The following is a 16,683-nucleotide window of genomic DNA, read 5'->3' on the forward strand; positions in this document are numbered from 1 at the left end:
GGGCTCCGGCGCCTGGGCGCGCAACCCGGATGCGAAATGGCGCCTGGCCCGCGCGGCGCTCGAACGCCTCCGCGCCGCGCAGGGCGCGCTGATCGCCCGGGGCGCGGAACTGCTCGCGCCCGGCGGCAGACCCGGCGCCCGCCTCCCGCGCCGGCCCGGCAATCCCGGCGCTCGCCGGGGCCGACGCCCCGCCGGTGCGCCTCGCCGCTCTGGCCCTCCCGCCCGATCCGGCCCGCAGGGGCGGGGCGCCGGCAAGCCTCGCCGCGGCAGCCATGCCGCAGGCCGTGGCGGCGGAGGCGTCGCTCTCGGTCCCGCCGCCCGAGGGGCCGGATGTCTCGCAGCTCCCGCTGACGGCGATGCGGCTGCGCCCCGGCGGCGGTTTCGATTGCAGCTGGTTCGCCATGAGCGGCCAGCAGCCGCTGCCGGAGGCGCTGGCGCTCGAGGCGGCGAGCACCGAGATTCCGGCCGATCCGCGGCTCTGCGGGCTGCATGTCGCGCTCCGCCGCGGCAGCCTGCTCGAACTCGAGGCACGGCTCGACCCGCCCGACAGCCCCGGCCTGCGCCTCGCGCTCCGCCGCGACGGCAGCCCGGATCCGGTGACGCTCTGGATCGACCATGCCCGGCTCACCGCGCCGGCCCGGCTCGAGCTGGTGCTGCACGGCACCGGCGAGGGCGCGGTACGGCTCAGCTTCGCGCTGCTTCCGGAGGGCGCCGCCGGCAGCGCCGGCACCGGCCGCCAACCGCTGCCGGCACCGGGCCCGGCACCGCAGCCGGAGACCCCGACCGATCCCTGGGCGCAGATCCGCCAGAACCCCGCCCCGCGGCTGCCGCAGGGCGGATTTCCCGAGGGCTGGAACGACTTGCGCCGTTGACCCGCGGCCCCGGCTGCGACGGCGCTGCGCGAAATCCCTCGTGTAAATCATCACGTCATCCGGCATTCTTCTAATGCAATGTAACGATCGCTTGCACGATTCGGTGCCTGACCGGCTTATCGAGTAGACATGTGCAGCTTCGCAACGGAGAGGACCCAACACATGTGGATCAAGACTCTCGCCGCCGGGATCGCGGGCCTCGCGCTCTTCGGTGGCACCTTCACGGCAACGCCCAGCGTCGCCCAGGACATCCCGAACGTGCTCGTGATGACCGAGGATTTCGACCAGGATACCGTGCCGCGCAACAGCCGCGTGCAGCGCAACATCCTGTCGGGCCTCAACGACCGGCTGAACCAGCGCGGCTATCGCGTGTTCGACGAAACCGCCCTCGGCATCGACGGCTATCAGTCGACCACCGTGCAGGGCCGCTCGCGCCGCACGCCGGACGAGCTGATCATCGTCGCCCGCACGGCCAACCAGCCGATCGACATCATCGTCAACTATGAAGTCTTCGCCAGCGTCGAGAAGACCGACTTCGCGAGCTTCGTGAAGATGCGGATCACCGGCCGCGTGCTCGACCCGGACAGCGGCCGCTTCGTCGGCTCCTTCGAGGTCGAGAGCCCCGAGACCTTCCGCCTGCCGGTCAACTGCCCGCGCGAGTGCCTGCTCGAGAAGCTCTCGACCAAGGGCCGCGACATGGGCGTCGAGCTCTCCAGCGTGCTCGCCGACAAGCTCGACGATTTCTTCGGGCGCCATGGCGGCGGCCAGGTGACCACCGGCGGCGGCGGCTATGCCGCGCCCGCGACCGGCGGCGCGCAGACCGGCGGCGTCGGCTTCGAGCGCACCTACACCCTGGTGTTCGACGAGTGCTCGCCGGAGATCCGGCTCGACTTCGAGCCCTATCTGGTGATCTTCGAGGGCTATCTGAACCACCGCCCCGATGTCTGCTCGAGCACCAGCTGCAAGATGCAGTACACCTCGACCATCGCGCCGGGCAAACTGCACCGCAACCTCGAGAAGATGCTGGTGCATTCCAACCATCGCGGCCGGGTCGGTGTCGACGGCGCCACCTACACCGTCTCCTGCGTGCCGGTGCGCCGGCGCCATCCGGTCCAGCTGGATCCGGGCAACTGGTGATCGCAACCGGGGGGCGGGCGGTAGGGCATCAGGCCCTGCCGCCCGCCCGCTTTCGTTCGCAGCTTTGACAAAACCGAAAGGAGCCGAGTTATGCGCCAGTATGCCTCGCTCGCCGCGCTGATCGCCCTCGCGGTCTCCGCCTGCGGGCCCGAGCAGCCCAACATCCGGACCGGGGAGGGCATGGTCGATCCCGCCACCGGCGCGCTCGACCCGGTGTTCATCGACGGCACCTTCTCGCTCTCGGCCATCATCGAGGAGCGGATCGGCCAGCCGCTGCAGAACTCCGACCGCCGCGAGATCGACGCCGCCACCGATGCCGCCCTCGCCGCCCCGCAGGGCGCGCCGCCGGTGATCTGGCGCAACGACCTGCGCAAGAACGAGGGCTTCGTGGATCTCGTCTCCTGGCGGGTCGACACCCGCGCCGGCGAGCTCTGCGGCGTGATCGAGCACGAGGAGCTCTTCGGCAAGCCGCTGCGCGGTGCGGTCACCATCTGCCGCGCCTCGATCGACCCCGCCTGGCGCGTCGACGAGGTGGTCTGGGCCGAGAAGGTGGCGGTCTATACCCCGCCGAAGACCGGTTACAAGCCGAAGCAGCCGCCCAAGACCTACAAGCCGCAGCCGCCGGTGACCTATACGCCGACGCCGCAGCCGCCCTACACGCCGAAACCGCAGCCGCCGACCACCTACACGCCCAACCCGCAGCCGCCGGTGAACTACGGGCCGGGCACCGGCTCGGGCGTGACCTCGGCGCCGAGCGGCGGCGCGCAGACGCTGGGCGACGCGCTGGCCTCGCCGGTGAACTGAGGCCCGAGGCCTGATCGGGTGACCTGAGCGGGTGACCTGAGCGGGTGACCTGCCGGAGAACCGGCCTGCGGGCCGGGGACCCCTCGAACGACGCGCGCGCGCCGGAGCCCCGTGCCCCGGCGCGCGCTTTTCAGTCCCGCGAGCAGGCCGCCTCGGCGCGGCTCAGCGGAAGCATTCCCGCGGCGCCGCGTCCTCGGTCCAGTCGGAGACCGGCAGCGCCCGCGCCGCGGTCGCGAAGGGCTCGCCGTTGAGCAGCCCCTTGCCGGTCAGGAGATTGACGTCGCAATCGGTGCCGGCAGCCGGGTCGAGCGTGTCGAAGGCGTTATAGGTGAAGCCCGCCACCACGAAGCGCCCGCCGCGATAGGCGATCGTCAGCGCCTGGTGCCAGCGGTTGCGCCCGATCGCCTCGTTCTGGCTGAGCACCCGGATGCCGCCGGACGGGCTCGTCTCGAGGCTCGGGATCGTGCCCCAGGCGCCGCCATGCCAGGCGATGCCGCGCCCGGCCTCGACGAGCTCGAAGCTGCCCGGCCGCTCGCCGCCGACATAGATCAGCAGATCCGCCATGCCGTCGGCCTGCAGCAGCACCGCCCGGTCGCGCCGGCCGTCATCCTTCCAGTCGCCGTCGAGCACCGCCACCGCGCGCCAGGGCTCGACCGTCTCCGCCGCCGCCGGCCCCGCCAGCGCCGCCGCCGCGAGCGCCGCGGCCAAGCCTTTCCCAATGGTCATAGCGGGTTTCCTCCCCACGGGTTCTGGCATCGCGGGGCCGCGCCCCCACTTCCCTTCGCACCCGGAACGTGACATAGGACACGCCCAAGCCCGAGGCGTGTCAAGGAGGGGCCATGAAGATCCGCGAGGCGCTCACCTTCGACGATGTGCTGCTGGTGCCGGCAGCCTCCACCGTGCTGCCGACCAGCGCCGACACCCGCACCCGCGTGACCGGCGAGATCGAGCTCAACATCCCGCTCCTGTCCTCCGCCATGGATACCGTGACCGAGATCGACATGGCGATCGCCATGGCGCAGTCCGGCGGCATCGGCGTGATCCACCGCAACCTCAGCATCGAGGAGCAGGCGGCGCAGGTGCGCGGGGTCAAGCGCTTCGAGAGCGGCATCGTCTACAACCCGATCACCCTGCGACCGGACCATACGCTCACCGATGCCTGGGCGGCGCAGAAGCAGTATGGCATCACCGGCTTCCCGGTGGTCGATGCCGAGAACCGGCTGGTCGGCATCCTGACCAACCGCGACATGCGCTTCGCCGAGGACCCGAACACCCCGGTCTCGGCGATGATGACCGCCGAGCACCTCGCCGTGGTGCGCGAGCCGGTGGACCTCGACGAGGCCAAGAAGCTGCTGCAGACCCGGCGCATCGAGAAGCTGCTGGTGGTCGATGCCCAGGGCGCCTGCACCGGGCTGCTGACGGTCAAGGACATCCAGAAGGCGGTGCTCAACCCGCATGCCAGCAAGGACGCGCTCGGCCGGCTGCGCGTCGCCGCCGCGACCACCGTGGGCGACGAGGGGTTCGACCGCTCCGCCGCGCTGATCGATGCCGGGGTGGACCTCATCGTCGTCGATACCGCGCATGGCCATTCCGCCGCCGTCGGCGAGGCGGTGAGCCGGATCAAGAAGCATTCCAACGCGGTGCAGGTGCTCGCCGGCAATGTCGCGACCCCGACCGCCACCCGCGCGCTGATCGATGCCGGGGCGGACGGCGTGAAGATCGGCATCGGGCCCGGCTCGATCTGCACCACCCGCATCGTCGCCGGCGTCGGCATGCCGCAGCTCACCGCGGTGATGGACTGCGCCGAGGAGGCCGCCAAGACCGGCCATCCGGTGATCGCCGATGGCGGCATCAAGTCCTCGGGCGATCTGGCCAAGGCGATCGCCGCCGGCGCCTATGCCGCGATGGTCGGCTCGGCACTGGCCGGCACCGACGAGGCGCCGGGCGAGGTCTACCTGTTCCAGGGCCGCAGCTACAAGAGCTACCGCGGCATGGGCAGCGTCGGTGCCATGGCCCGCGGCTCGGCCGACCGCTACTTCCAGAAGGAAGTCTCCGACACCCACAAGCTGGTGCCCGAGGGCATCGAGGGCCAGGTGCCCTACAAGGGCGCGGTGGCCTCGGTGCTGCACCAGATGGTCGGCGGCCTGCGCGCCGCCATGGGCTATACCGGCAAGCCGACCATCGCCGAGATGCGCGGCCAGTGCGAGTTCGTCCGGATCACCAATGCCGGGCTGACGGAGAGCCATGTCCATGACGTGCAGATCACCCGCGAGAGCCCGAACTACCGCATCGGCAGCTAGGGCGGCCTGCGCCGCGGGTCTCGCGCTGCTGCTGCCCGGGCTCGCCGGGGCGGCCTGCGTCGAGGTCGAGGCGACGGCGGACTGGGTGGCGCTGCCGGCGCGCGGGGCGCTGCTCGATGTCCATGCCGCCGGCACCTGGACGGCGCGGCCGGAGCTGCGCCGCACCGGCGCCCAGGGCCACCCGGCGGATGCCGTGCCGGCCGGGGCGCCGCCGCGCATCGCCGAGGCCTATCCGCTCGGCGCGCTGCTGATCGCCAGCCAGTCGAAGCGCGTCTGGTCCTATCGCGACTTCTCCCGCACCGTGATGAGCGCGATGATCGCCGGCCAGCCGATGGTGACCGGGCCGCTCTATGCCCGGATCAACGATGCGCCGGACGGGCTCGCGGACAACGAGGGCTCGCTGACCCTCTGCCTCGAGACCGCGGAGTGACCCCCGGCGCGCGGGTTGCAGCCGCCATCGCCGTGCTCGACCGCTGGGCGGCGGGCACGGAGGGTCTCGACCGGGTGCTCGCCGCCTGGGGGCGGGAGAACCGCTATGCCGGCTCGGGCGACCGGCGGGCGGTGGCGGATCTCGTCTACGATGCGGTGCGGCGGCTGCGCTCGGCGCTCTGGGCCGGGGGGCGGAGCGACCTGGCCCGCGGCGCGCCCGCCGGCCTCGCCGCCGGTCCCGGCACGCCGGACCCGTCCGACCGGCCGGGCCGCCCGGCGCTGATCGGCAGCCTGCGGCTGGACGGCGAGGACCCGGCCGCCCTCTTCACCGGCGCGGGGCATGCCCCGCCCCCGCTCGCCGCCGGAGAGGCCGGGGGTGCGCCGCTCGACGATGCGCCGCAGGCGGTGCGGCTCGACCTGCCGGACTGGCTGCTGGCCGCCGAACTGCTGGGCGAGGTTCCGGAGGGCGCGCTCGATCGGCTGCGCCGGCGGGCGCCGGTGTTCCTCCGTGCCAACAGGCTCAAGACCGACCCGGAGGGCGCCATCGCGGCGCTGGCGGAGGACGGCATCCTCGCCGTGCCGGGGCCGCTCTCGCCGACCTGCCTCGCGGTGACCGAGGGCGCGCGGCGGGTCGCCCGCTCCGGCGCCTTCCGCGACGGGCTGGTCGAGGTGCAGGACGCCGCCAGCCAGGCGGTGGCCGATCTCTGCGCCGCGCGGCCCGGCGAGCGGGTGCTCGACCTCTGCGCCGGGGCCGGCGGCAAGAGCCTGGCGCTGGCCGCCGCGATGGCGGGCCGGGGCCGGCTCCGGGCGCATGACGTCTCGGCCACGCGGCTCGCCCAGCTCGGGCCGCGGGCGCTGCGCGCCGGTGCCAGCGTCGAGGTGGTCGGCTCCGAGGCGCTGGCGGATTTCACCGGCGGCTGCGACCTGGTGCTGGTGGATGCGCCCTGCTCGGGCTCCGGCGCCTGGGCGCGCAACCCGGATGCGAAATGGCGCCTGACCCGCGCGGCGCTCGAACGCCTCCGCGCCGCGCAGGGCGCGCTGATCGCCCGGGGCGCGGAACTGCTCGCGCCCGGCGGGCGGCTGGTCTACGCCACCTGCTCGATGATGCCGGCGGAGAACGACCGGACGGTGGCGGCGGCGCTGGCCGGGCTGCCGGGCTTCACGCTCGAGAGCCGCCGCGCCTGGACCCCGCTCGACGGCGGCGACGGCTTCTTCGCCGCGGTGCTGCGCGCCGGCTGACGGCGCGGCGCGGTCCGGCGCCCGCCGCGCATGACGGGCTGACGGTGGCCGGGAACGGGCGCGCCGGGCCCGAGCGCCACTGCCGAAAGGCCGGACCCGTTCCCCGATCGCCTGCGGAACACCGCGCCGCCCGATGGCTCGACAAGCCCGCCGGTTCGCCGCGCATGGGCCGGCGCCTCACCCCTCCCGGCGCGAAGCTGGTTCGGGGGAACCTTTCCGCTCCGCGCCTCGGCAGGGGCCGAAGCCTGGGGCGGACCGCGCCGCTCGCCGAACCGTCCGGGCTGGGCCTCGATCACGTTGCAAGGAGGGGCCGCGCCAGCACCCCGAAGGCGAGAGCCGCCGCCCCGTCACCCCGGGTCGGCGGAAGGCCTGAGGCCCGTCTCGCCTCGGGCCGGGGAATGCTCCCGCGGCGCCGCATCTGCCGGGCTCCGAGCCGCGCACATCCTGCCGCGCGGCGGTCGGCGCCCGGCCGCGGCCTTCAGCCCTTCTTCAGGCAGCGCCGGCCGAGCAGTTCGGCGATCTGCACCGCGTTGAGCGCCGCGCCCTTGCGCAGGTTGTCGGAGACCACCCACATCGCCAGCCCGTTCTCCACCGTGATGTCCTCGCGGATCCGGCTGACGAAGGTGGCGAAGTCGCCCGCGCATTCCACCGGGGTCGCGTAGCCGCCGTCCTCGTGCTTGTCGATGACCATGATCCCCGGCGCCTCGCGCAGGATCTCGCGCGCCTCGTCGGCGTCGAGCGGCTCCTCGAACTCGATGTTGATCGCCTCGGAATGGCCGACGAAGACCGGCACCCGCACGCAGGTCGCGGTGACCTTGATCTTCGGGTCGACGATCTTCTTGGTCTCGACCACCATCTTCCATTCCTCCTTGGTCGAGCCGTCCTCCATGAAGACGTCGATATGGGGAATGCAGTTGAAGGCGATCTGCTTGGTGAACTTCTTCGGCTCCTTCTCCTGGCCGGGCACGTAGATGCCCTTGGTCTGGAGCCAGAGCTCGTCCATGCCTTCCTTGCCGGCGCCGCTGACCGACTGATAGGTCGAGACCACCACCCGCCTGATCCGCGCCCGGTCGTGCAGCGGCTTCAGCGCCACCACCATCTGCGCCGTCGAGCAGTTCGGGTTCGCGATGATGTTGTGGGTGCGATACTGCTCCACCGCGTCCGGGTTCACCTCCGGCACGATCAGCGGGATGTCGGGCTGGTAGCGGTAGAGCGAGGAGTTGTCGATCACCACCGCCCCGGCCCTGGCGGCCTTCGGCGCATAGGTCTTGGTCGGACCCGAGCCGATGGCGAAGAGCGCGATGTCGATCCCGGTGAAATCGAACTGGTCGAGATCGCGGGTCTTCAGGGTCTCGTCACCATAGCTCACCTCGGTGCCGAGCGAGTTGCGGCTCGCCAGCGCGACGACCTCGTCCGCCGGGAACTCGCGCTCGGCGAGGATGTTGAGCATTTCCCGGCCCACATTGCCCGTGGCGCCGGCGACAGCGATGCGATAGCCCATCTCAGGATCCCCATTTTCAAGACCGGCAGGGTGATAGCCGGTTCTTCGCGTCGGGGGAAGGCCGCCGGAGGCTGTCTCGGCGGTTTCGTTTCTACTGTGATATGCTGCACCGGAAGCGCGGTGCGGAGGACCGGGGGGGGGCGTCCATGAACCGGCAGGGAGCGATCACGCACGGGGTGTCGGCGCTGATGCTGGCGGCGGCGCTGATCGGCGGCGCGCAGTACTACCAGTCGCATTTCGACCTGCTCACGCCCTGGAAGGGCGGCGGCTACGGCATGTATACCGAGCCGCATCCCAACTACCGCAGCGTCTGGGCGCTCGGCGCCGGAGGCGAGGGGGCGGCGGCCGTGCGGCTCTTCCCGCGGCCCGCCGGCGATCTCGCGGCGCTCGCCGGCGGCGTGATCCCGCGGGACCGGCAGATCGCGATCCTGCGCCAGGCGGCCTATCTGCGCTTCTTCCCGCGGGCGGCGGAGGCGGCGCGGCTGCAGGCGCTGATCGGCGCCCCGACGCGCATCGAGGTGCACGAGCTGCGGCTCTCGGTGGCGCATGGCGAGATCCGCACGCGCCGGCTCTTCGTCGCGGAGCCGGCCCGGTGACGCGCCTCCCGATCCGCCCCTGGCAGGCGGTGCTGGAGAAGCACCCCGCCGTGCTGCGCGCGCTGATCGCGGCGGCGCTCGCCGCGCATCTCGTCGGCACCGCGGGCGGCACGCTCCCGCCGCTCACCTGGGCGATGCTGGCGACCGGCGCGCTGGCCCTTGTCATGCCGGACCGGCGAATCGGCCAGGCGCTCTGGACCGTGCTGGCGCTCGCCTTCGCGGCACGGCTGATCCCGGACTATTTCCGCGCCGCCAACCACGAGTTCGTGCTCGCCTATTTCGCGCTCCTGATGGCGCTGCTCTGGCGGGCGGAGCCGTTCTGGCCGCATGCCGAGCGCTTCTGCCTGTTCATGCTGGCGCTGCTGATGGGGCTGGCGCTGATCCAGAAGGTGAGCTCGCCCTTCTACATGGATGGCGACCTGCTCGGGCAGTTCCTCCTGCAGCGCGACATCTACGGCATGCTGACGCCGCTGCTGATCCCCGGCATCGGCGAGGCGGACATCGCCGCCACCGCATTGCGCGACCGGGTCTTGGCGGATTACGCGCTCTCCGCCGGATCGGTCACGCCGCTGCCGCCGCTGCCCGAGGGCCTCGCCGCCACGGCGCTGGCGATGACCTACAGCTCGATCGCCTTCCAGGGCGGGCTCGAGGTCGCTCTCCTGTTCCGGCGGCGCCTCGGCGTGGTGCTGCATCTGGTGATCGTGTTCTTCGTCATCACGGTCTATGCGATGCGCCACGAGAACGTCTTCCTCAGCCTCAACTGCATCATGGGCTTCGCGCTGACCGACGACCGCTCGCGCGGCATGCGGGTGATCTATGTCGGGGTGATCGGCTGGCTGCTGGTCACCTATCTGCTCGGCTACCGCCCGGCGCTGCTGATCTGACGGGCGCCGCTCAGCCCGGCATCCGGCGATAGGAGACCGCCTCGGCGACATGCACCCTGCCGACCGCCACCGCGCCGTCGAGATCGGCGATGGTGCGCGCCAGCCTGAGCACCCGGTGATAGCCCCGCGCCGAATAGCGGTAGCGCTCCGCCGCCGCCTGCAGCAGCGCCAGGCCCGGCGCATCCGGCTCGGCCGCCCTGTCGAGCGCCGCGCCCTCGAGCTCGGCATTGCAGGCCGGCCCGTGGCCGTTGGCCCGCTCGACCTGGGCGCCGCGCGCCTCCGCCACCCGCGCGCCGACCTTCGCCGAGCCCTCGCCGTGGCTCGGCAGCGCCAGCACCGCGGGTGTCACCGGCGGCACCTCGAGGCGGATGTCGAACCGGTCGAGCAGCGGCCCGGAGATCTTCGCGGTGTAGGCCGAACCGCAGCGCGGCGCCCGCGAGCAGGCGCGCCCGGCATCGGTGAGATAGCCGCAGCGGCAGGGGTTCATCGCCGCCGCCAGCAGGAAGCGCGCCGGATAGGTGACATGGGCATTGGCGCGGGAGACCAGGATCTCCCCGGTCTCGAGCGGCTGGCGCAGGCTCTCGAGCACGCGCGGGTCGAACTCCGGCAGCTCGTCGAGGAACAGCACGCCCCGGTGCGCAAGGCTGATCTCGCCGGGCTTCGCCTGGGTGCCGCCGCCGACCAGCGCGGCGCGCGAGGCGGTGTGATGCGGGTCCCGGAACGGCCGCACGCGCGACATCGCGCCGGGCTGGCCCGCGCTCTCGGCGGCCAGCGAGCGGATCGTCGCGACCTCCAGCGCCTCGGCCGGCGAGAGCGGCGGCAGGATCGAGGGAATGCGCCGGGCCAGCATCGACTTGCCCGAGCCGGGCTCGCCGACCATCAGGAGATGATGCCCGCCGGCGGCCGCGACCTCGATGGCGCGGCGCGCGGTCTCCTGGCCCTTGACGTCGAGCAGGTCGGGCTGGCCCTCGATCTCGATCACCGGCCCGGGCTCCGGCGCCCCGAGCGGCGCGCGGCCGGCGAAGTGGTTGATCAGATCCACCAGCCCCGGCGCGGCCAGCACCTCGCAGGCGCCGACCCAGGCCGCCTCCGGCCCGCAGCCGGCCGGGCAGATCAGCCCCTGCCCGCCCCCGGCCGCCGCGAGCGCCGCCGGCAGCGCGCCCTGCACCGGGCGCAGCGAGCCGTCGAGCGCCAGCTCGCCGAGCGCGACATAGCCCGCCGCCTCCTCCGGCGGCACGACGCCGAGCGCGGTCATCAGCGCCAGCGCGATCGGCAGGTCGAAATGCGAGCCGGCCTTGGGCAGGTCGGCCGGCGAGAGGTTCATGGTGATGCGCTGCGGCGGCAGGCCGAGGCCGATGGCGGTGAGCGCCGCGCGCACCCGCTCGCGCGCCTCGGAGACCGCCTTGTCCGGCAGGCCGACGAGGTTGAACGCCGGCAGCCCCGGCGTCAGCGCGCATTCCACCGTCACCGGCCGGGCCTCGACCCCGACGAACGCCACCGACTGCACCCTGCTGACCACCGCCCGCCTCCGACCGCTTTGCAGACGAGAAGGCGCCCAACAGGGTTAATGCCGGGTTAACCGAGGTTAACGCCGCTGCGCGCCGGGGTTGTGCCGGCCCGCCAGAGGCGTAGATTCCCGCCATCCCCCAGCACGGAGCGCCCGATGATCCGCCCTCTCGCCCCAGCCGCATTGCTCGCCGCCGCCCTCCTCGCCCCGCCCGCCGCCGCGGGAGAGGTCGAGATCACCGCCGCCAGAGCCGTGAAATCGGGCGAGACCTGGCGCTTCGACGTGACGCTGCAGCATGCCGATACCGGCTGGGAGCATTATGCCGATGCCTGGCGCGTGGTGGGGCCGGACGGCACCGTCTATGGCACCCGCACGCTGCACCACCCGCATGTCGAGGAGCAGCCCTTCACCCGGTCGCTCTCCGGCGTGGCGATCCCCGCGGGCGTCGGCGAAGTGGCCATCGAGGCCCGGGACAGCGTGCATGGCTGGTCCGCCGAGCGCCTGCCGATCACGCTCCGGAACTGACCGCCGCCGCACCCCTTGCCCCGCAACGGGGCAACCGGGTTCGGCATGGCCCCGGCGTGGCAGGCCGGCCGCGACCGCGGGCCCCCGGACCCCGGACCCCGAACCCCGGCCAGCCATCGCCGCGCCGTTCCGTGCAATCGGAACCGGCGCCGGACCGGCCGGGCCGGGGCTGGCGCAGGGCGCGGCCCGCCCGGGCGGGCGGTGCCGTCGGCCCCTCCCCCGAGGGCCCGGCAGCGGGGCGGGCGGGGCCCGGGCGGCGCGGACCCGGCGCGCGCCCGGTGCCGCTCAGGCCGCGCGGGCGTCGAGCGCCTTCAGGATCGCGTCGCCCATCTCCTGGGTGCCGACGCTGCGGGTGTCCTCGTCCTGCCCGAGATCCGGGGTGCGCAGCCCCTCGGCCAGCACGTCCTCGACCGCGGCCTCGAGCCGGTCGGCCTCGGCGCCGAGATCGAAGGAATAGCGCAGCGCCATCGCGAAGGAGAGGATGCAGGCGATCGGGTTCGCCTTGCCCTGGCCGGCGATGTCCGGCGCCGAGCCGTGCACCGGCTCGTAGAGCGCCTTCGGCCGGCCGTTCTCCATCGGCGCGCCGAGGCTCGCCGAGGGCAGCATGCCGAGCGAGCCGGTGAGCATCGCGGCGCAGTCCGACAGCAGGTCGCCGAACAGGTTGTCGGTGACGATCACGTCGAACTGCTTCGGCGCGCGGACGATCTGCATCGCCCCGGCATCGGCCAGCATGTGCGAGAGCTCGACATCGGCATACTCGGCCTTGTGCACCTCCTCCACCACGTCGTGCCAGAGGATGCCGGCCTCCATGACGTTGCGCTTCTCCATCGAGCAGACCCGGTTGGAGCGCTTGCGGGCGAGCTCGAAGGCGGAGCGCGCGACGCGGGCGATCTCGCTCTCGGTATAGCGGTGGGTGTTGATCCCGACGCGCTCGTTGCCCTCCCTGGAGACGCCGCGGGGCTCGCCGAAATAGACCCCCGAGGTCAGCTCGCGCACGATCATGATGTCGAGCCCGGCGACCAGATCGCGCTTCAGCGAGGAATGGTCGGCCAGCGCGTCGAAGCACTGTGCCGGGCGCAGGTTGGCATAGAGATCCATCTCCTTGCGCAGGCGCAGCAGGCCGCGCTCGGGCTTCACCGAGAAGTCGAGATTGTCGTATTTCGGGCCGCCGACGGCGCCGAGCAGCACCGCATCGACGCCCTGCGCGCGCTCCATGGTCGCGTCGGTCAGCGGCGTGCCATGGGCGTCGTAGGCCGCGCCGCCCACGAGGTCGTGGCTCACCACGAAGTCGAGGCCCTGGCGCTTGTGCCACTCGATCACCTTGACCACCTCGGCCATCACCTCGGGGCCGATGCCGTCGCCGGCCAGGATCAAGAGCTTCATCGTCATCCGGAGGTCCCTCCTCTTGCCGCGCCTCTGCTCCGCGCGGGCATGTCCGCATCCGCGGCGTTCTCGCGCAAAGCGGGAGAGGGATCAAGCGAGCGCTGGCACCGCGGCCGGGCCGCCGCGGCAACCACCTGCGCGGAACCGGACCGGCATGGGCGCGAATGGCGCGACTGGCCGGGCGGGCATGGGCGCAGCCCGCGCCGCCCCCCGGTGCCACGCCGCGCCTCGGGCGGATGCCGGGAGCCGGGGCGGCGGCGATGGGCACTGACCGGTGCGGACATCGTCGCCCCTTCCGGCGCGATCGGCATCGATCCCGGCGGCCGGTTGCCGGCAGCAGCGGCGGGGCGGCGGTCTGCACCGGCGCCGTTGTCCTCGAAATGCCAGGCGGCACGGCGATGACCCGTGCCCCGGGCAGGCAGATCGATATCGTTTCCCGCAAGCCCGGCGCCTGCGCCGTGGCCAGCCATCGCGTCGGTCGGGCCATGAACCGCGACAGGATCGCCTTGGACCTGCGGGCGCGCTCCGTCGGCACCGCCAGCGCGCCGGGCCATTGCGCGAGGCTCCCCGGCGAAGGAGAGCGATGGCGCCGAGATCGCGCGGCGGGCGGGCGGGCTGCCCGGCGCCGCCGGGACCGGCCGCTGCCGGCGCCCGGCCCGATCCGCACCCGGCCCGATCCGCACCCCTCCTCCGCGGAGCACCCGGGCGGACGGGGCGCGCGGCCCCCCCCGCCCCTCCGTCATCAGTGCCGGATCAGGTCCATCAGCTCCATCGAGGCGTCCTCGATCTCGCGCGCGCGCCGGGCGCTGGCATCGATCGCCCGGCGCATGTCGGCGATCGCCGTCGCCTGCTTGCGGATCTCGGCCGCGATGCTCGCCTTGTAGCGCCGCCGGTCGCGGTTGATGATGGCGATCTTGTTGTCGAAATCCTCGTCGACATCATAGGTCACCGCATCCGACCAGCCCTTGCCGTCGAGCATCTGCGCCACCGCCATGCTCCAGAAGGACGGCGAGTTGATCTTGTCCCAGCTGTCGTTGACGATGTGCACCGGCTCCAGCATGGTGCCCTGCAGGTGCCTGATCTGCTTGCGCACCGCCTCGACCTTGCCGTCGACGATCTTCTTCTTGACCGACTTCTCGAGCTCCTTGTTGATCTTCCTGAGCTCGTCGCCGGTGGCCTTCGAGGCCTTGTGCGCCTTGCGGCCGATCGCGGTGACGCTGCGGGTGACGTTGATCACCGTGTTCGCCGCGTCCACCGCATTGCCGACATTCTTGATCTTGCGGCGGTAGGTGTTGAGCTGCGCGATCACCCGGTCGGCCATGGCGTCGATCTGCACCTGGTATGTCGCCAGCACGCGCCGGCTGCGCTCGAGCTGGGCGATGCCGGCCCTGAGGTCGGCCTGCCAGTCGAGATGACTGTTGCGCAGCATGTTCTGGCGCCAGATCTCGCGCTCGATCAGCTTCTTCTCCACCGGCGCCACCGGGATGAACACGATGTCGCCGGCCTGCAGGCATTCCGGCCGCTTGCGCTTGCCGCGAAGCCTGGCATTGCGCTTGGCGTTCCAGATCGGCTTCCAGGAGCTGTGCTTGTAGCGCCTGGCGAGCGCCACCAGCGTGTCGCCCGATTTCAGCTTGTAGTCGCGAAGATGCCTTCCCATCGCGGCCTCTCCTTTCCTGGCGGGTCACTCACCCTGTCCTCGGCGTCAGGGATGGGTGCCCCTCAGGGGGCCGGAAGGTTCAATCGGGCCGCGGCGGGCCGCGCCGGGCGCCGCCGAAGCGCACCGAGGCGGCGCGGCGCTCCCAGGTCGCCTCAGGCGCCAGGCGATACTCGGCGGCGGGGCGCCCGCCATGGCGCGCGGTGGTGCTGCCGGTGGGCTCGATCAGCCCGGAGCGCTCGACCATGCGGCGGAAGTTCTGCTTGTGCAGCGCCACGCCCGAGACCGCCTCGGCCGCGCGCTGCAGCTCGAGCAGGGTGAAGCACGCGCCGACCAGCTCGAACAGCACGGGGCGGTATTTCAGCTTGCCGCGCAGGCGGCCGATGCCGGTGGCCATGATGCGCCGGTGGTCGCGCGGCGCCGGGCTGCCGAGCGGCGGCAGGGCGGGCGGCGCCTCGCCGCGGTCGCGGAAGGCCTCCGGCACCAGATCGGCCTCGTAGAGCAGCTCGTAGCGCTCCAGCGCCAGCTCGTCGCGCCAGGGGTGGTCCTCGGTGCCGAAGAGCAGGCGCACGCGCTCGACCCGCTGCGCCTCCGCCCCGGCCCAGGCGGCGAGCGCCGGCAGGATCGCCCCGCCGATCAGCGGCGCCGGGCCGTGGCGCCGGTCCTCCCAGGGAAACCAGCGCGCCCAGGGGCTCCAGGCCGGTCCGGCGGCGGCCTCCGGGCCGACCAGCGCGAGATAGCCGATCGAGACGGTGTGCGGCTGGCCGGCGCGGCTGCGGATCGGGTCGCCGAAGGTGTAGAGCTGCTCGACATGGCCGAGCTCCAGCCCGGTGCGCTCGGCCACCCAGTCGCGCAGCGCGGTCTGCAGGCGGGGATGGCGGCCGGGGTCATAGGCGGCGGTCGGCAGGTCGGGCCCCTGCCCGGCATCCGGGGTCAGCACCAGCGGCACCTGGCGGGCCGGCTCGCCGCCGAGGGCGAAGACCACCGCCGAGAGCTCGACCTTCACCGGATCGGGGCCGGGGCCGGGGCCGCTCATCCGGCGCCCCCCGCGCCCGCGCCCGCGCCGCCATTGCCGCCGAGCGCGGCGAAGCGGGCCAGGAAGGCCGCCTTCACCGCGCCGGTGGGCCGCGGCGCGAGGCGGATCTGCGCCGCCCCCTGGAAGCGCGGCCGCGGGAAGAAGCGCGCCGCCTCGGCGGGCGTGAAGCCGGCGAGCTGGGTCGCCTCGAACCAGGCGGAGAGACGGTCCGCCCGCTTGATCAGCTTCGCCAGCCCCGGCGCCGGCTCCGGCGGCAGGCCGAAGCGGATATGCACCGCCGCGGCGAGCCGGGCCTCGAAGGCGCGGTAGTCGAGCCCGAGCGCCGCCTTGAAGGGCGAGATCATGTCGCCGATCACGTATTCCGGGGCGTCGTGCAGCAGCGCCGCCAGCCGCTCCTCGGGCCGCGCCTTCGGCTTCAGCGCGACGAGCAGCTCCTCGACCAGCAGGGAATGCTCGGCCACCGTGTAGGGCCAGTCGCCGAGGGTCTGCCCGTTCCAGCGCGCCACCCGGGCGAGGCCGTGGGCGATGTCCTCGATCTCGATGTCGAGCGGCGAGGGGTCCAGCAGGTCGAGCCTGCGGCCCGAGAGCATCCTCTGCCAAGCGCGCGCGGTCTCCGCCATGCCTTCCCTCGCCATGCCTGCCCCGGGGTGTCCCGCCCGGCATTCGTCTCCGGTGTCCGTCTCCGGTGTTCCCGGTTCGGTCTCTAGGCCGCGCGTGCGCCGTTGTCGAGGGCGCGGCGGCATCGCGGGCCGATCCGTCACGGTGACGGAAATTTCATTCCGCTCGGGGAAACGTGATCACCCCGCCGGCGCGCGC

The 16,683-nt window shown here is 72.9% G+C and carries 16 protein-coding genes; 9 read left to right on the forward strand and 7 right to left on the reverse strand.

Features of this window, described 5'->3' with window-relative positions:
* Window positions 1-272 precede the first annotated feature (272 nt).
* The 3 genes from QSJ97_RS22245 (at window position 273) to QSJ97_RS22255 (ending at window position 2,813) form a co-directional block, all read left to right on the forward strand.
* Window positions 273-872, forward strand: coding sequence for a hypothetical protein (locus tag QSJ97_RS22245; RefSeq protein ID WP_285674545.1), 600 nt, complete (start codon window positions 273-275; stop codon window positions 870-872).
* A gap of 162 nt (window positions 873-1,034) precedes the next feature.
* Complete coding sequence (locus QSJ97_RS22250) at window positions 1,035-2,009, forward strand: hypothetical protein (protein ID WP_285674546.1); 975 nt, start codon at window positions 1,035-1,037, stop codon at window positions 2,007-2,009.
* 90 nt (window positions 2,010-2,099) lie between these two features.
* Entirely contained in the window at window positions 2,100-2,813 is a 714-nt protein-coding gene (locus tag QSJ97_RS22255) for a hypothetical protein (RefSeq protein ID WP_285674547.1), read from the forward strand.
* Window positions 2,814-2,975: 162 nt separating this feature from the next.
* Here the strand turns inward: QSJ97_RS22255 and QSJ97_RS22260 are convergent, their stop codons facing one another.
* Complete coding sequence (locus QSJ97_RS22260) at window positions 2,976-3,539, reverse strand: hypothetical protein (RefSeq protein WP_285674548.1); 564 nt, start codon at window positions 3,537-3,539, stop codon at window positions 2,976-2,978.
* Window positions 3,540-3,652: 113 nt separating this feature from the next.
* Here QSJ97_RS22260 and guaB point away from each other — a divergent pair, with 113 nt between their 5' ends.
* Genes guaB through QSJ97_RS22275 form a run of 3 tightly spaced genes read left to right on the forward strand, consistent with a single transcriptional unit; the run spans window position 3,653 to window position 6,781 of the window.
* The gene (gene guaB, locus QSJ97_RS22265; protein WP_285674549.1) at window positions 3,653-5,113 is read left to right on the forward strand and encodes an IMP dehydrogenase; all 1,461 of its coding nucleotides are present in this window, start codon (window positions 3,653-3,655) and stop codon (window positions 5,111-5,113) included.
* A complete protein-coding gene (locus QSJ97_RS22270) occupies window positions 5,064-5,543 on the forward strand; it encodes a hypothetical protein (RefSeq protein ID WP_285674550.1) in 480 nt (159 codons plus the stop codon). Before guaB ends, QSJ97_RS22270 begins: the two co-directional genes overlap by 50 nt.
* A complete protein-coding gene (locus QSJ97_RS22275; RefSeq protein ID WP_285674553.1) occupies window positions 5,540-6,781 on the forward strand; it encodes an RsmB/NOP family class I SAM-dependent RNA methyltransferase in 1,242 nt (413 codons plus the stop codon). The genes QSJ97_RS22270 and QSJ97_RS22275 overlap by 4 nt, the downstream gene beginning before the upstream one ends.
* Window positions 6,782-7,259: 478 nt before the next feature.
* Here the strand turns inward: QSJ97_RS22275 and QSJ97_RS22280 are convergent, their stop codons facing one another.
* On the reverse strand, window positions 7,260-8,282 hold the full coding sequence (locus QSJ97_RS22280) for an aspartate-semialdehyde dehydrogenase (RefSeq protein ID WP_285674554.1): 1,023 nt from the start codon (window positions 8,280-8,282) through the stop codon (window positions 7,260-7,262).
* Window positions 8,283-8,428: 146 nt separating this feature from the next.
* Here QSJ97_RS22280 and QSJ97_RS22285 point away from each other — a divergent pair, with 146 nt between their 5' ends.
* Together QSJ97_RS22285 and QSJ97_RS22290 are read left to right on the forward strand one after the other, a co-directional pair.
* On the forward strand, window positions 8,429-8,878 hold the full coding sequence (locus QSJ97_RS22285) for a hypothetical protein (protein ID WP_285674555.1): 450 nt from the start codon (window positions 8,429-8,431) through the stop codon (window positions 8,876-8,878).
* On the forward strand, window positions 8,875-9,762 hold the full coding sequence (locus QSJ97_RS22290; protein ID WP_285674557.1) for a hypothetical protein: 888 nt from the start codon (window positions 8,875-8,877) through the stop codon (window positions 9,760-9,762). The genes QSJ97_RS22285 and QSJ97_RS22290 overlap by 4 nt, the downstream gene beginning before the upstream one ends.
* Window positions 9,763-9,772: 10 nt before the next feature.
* Here QSJ97_RS22290 and QSJ97_RS22295 read toward each other — a convergent pair whose 3' ends face one another.
* The gene (locus tag QSJ97_RS22295) at window positions 9,773-11,281 is read right to left on the reverse strand and encodes a YifB family Mg chelatase-like AAA ATPase (protein ID WP_285674558.1); all 1,509 of its coding nucleotides are present in this window, start codon (window positions 11,279-11,281) and stop codon (window positions 9,773-9,775) included.
* 144 nt (window positions 11,282-11,425) lie between these two features.
* Between QSJ97_RS22295 and QSJ97_RS22300 the strand changes: the two genes are divergently transcribed.
* Window positions 11,426-11,794 (forward strand): hypothetical protein, encoded by a 369-nt coding sequence (locus tag QSJ97_RS22300; protein WP_285674560.1) that lies wholly within the window; start codon window positions 11,426-11,428, stop codon window positions 11,792-11,794.
* A 285-nt stretch (window positions 11,795-12,079) separates the two neighbouring features.
* Here the strand turns inward: QSJ97_RS22300 and leuB are convergent, their stop codons facing one another.
* The 4 genes from leuB to QSJ97_RS22320 form a co-directional block, all read right to left on the reverse strand.
* Window positions 12,080-13,183, reverse strand: coding sequence for a 3-isopropylmalate dehydrogenase (leuB, locus tag QSJ97_RS22305; protein WP_285674561.1), 1,104 nt, complete (start codon window positions 13,181-13,183; stop codon window positions 12,080-12,082).
* 736 nt (window positions 13,184-13,919) lie between these two features.
* Window positions 13,920-14,834: a LysM peptidoglycan-binding domain-containing protein gene (locus tag QSJ97_RS22310; protein WP_285674562.1), complete on the reverse strand. Its 915-nt coding sequence runs from the start codon at window positions 14,832-14,834 to the stop codon at window positions 13,920-13,922.
* Window positions 14,835-14,913: 79 nt separating this feature from the next.
* On the reverse strand, window positions 14,914-15,867 hold the full coding sequence (locus tag QSJ97_RS22315; RefSeq protein ID WP_285674563.1) for an NUDIX hydrolase: 954 nt from the start codon (window positions 15,865-15,867) through the stop codon (window positions 14,914-14,916).
* Complete coding sequence (locus QSJ97_RS22320; RefSeq protein ID WP_285674564.1) at window positions 15,864-16,487, reverse strand: HD domain-containing protein; 624 nt, start codon at window positions 16,485-16,487, stop codon at window positions 15,864-15,866. The genes QSJ97_RS22315 and QSJ97_RS22320 overlap by 4 nt, the downstream gene beginning before the upstream one ends.
* Between the last annotated feature and the right edge of the window lie 196 nt (window positions 16,488-16,683).

This window comes from Paralimibaculum aggregatum (assembly GCF_030270585.1).
In the GTDB taxonomy this organism is placed as follows: Bacteria; Pseudomonadota; Alphaproteobacteria; order Rhodobacterales; family Rhodobacteraceae; genus Thermohalobaculum; species Thermohalobaculum aggregatum.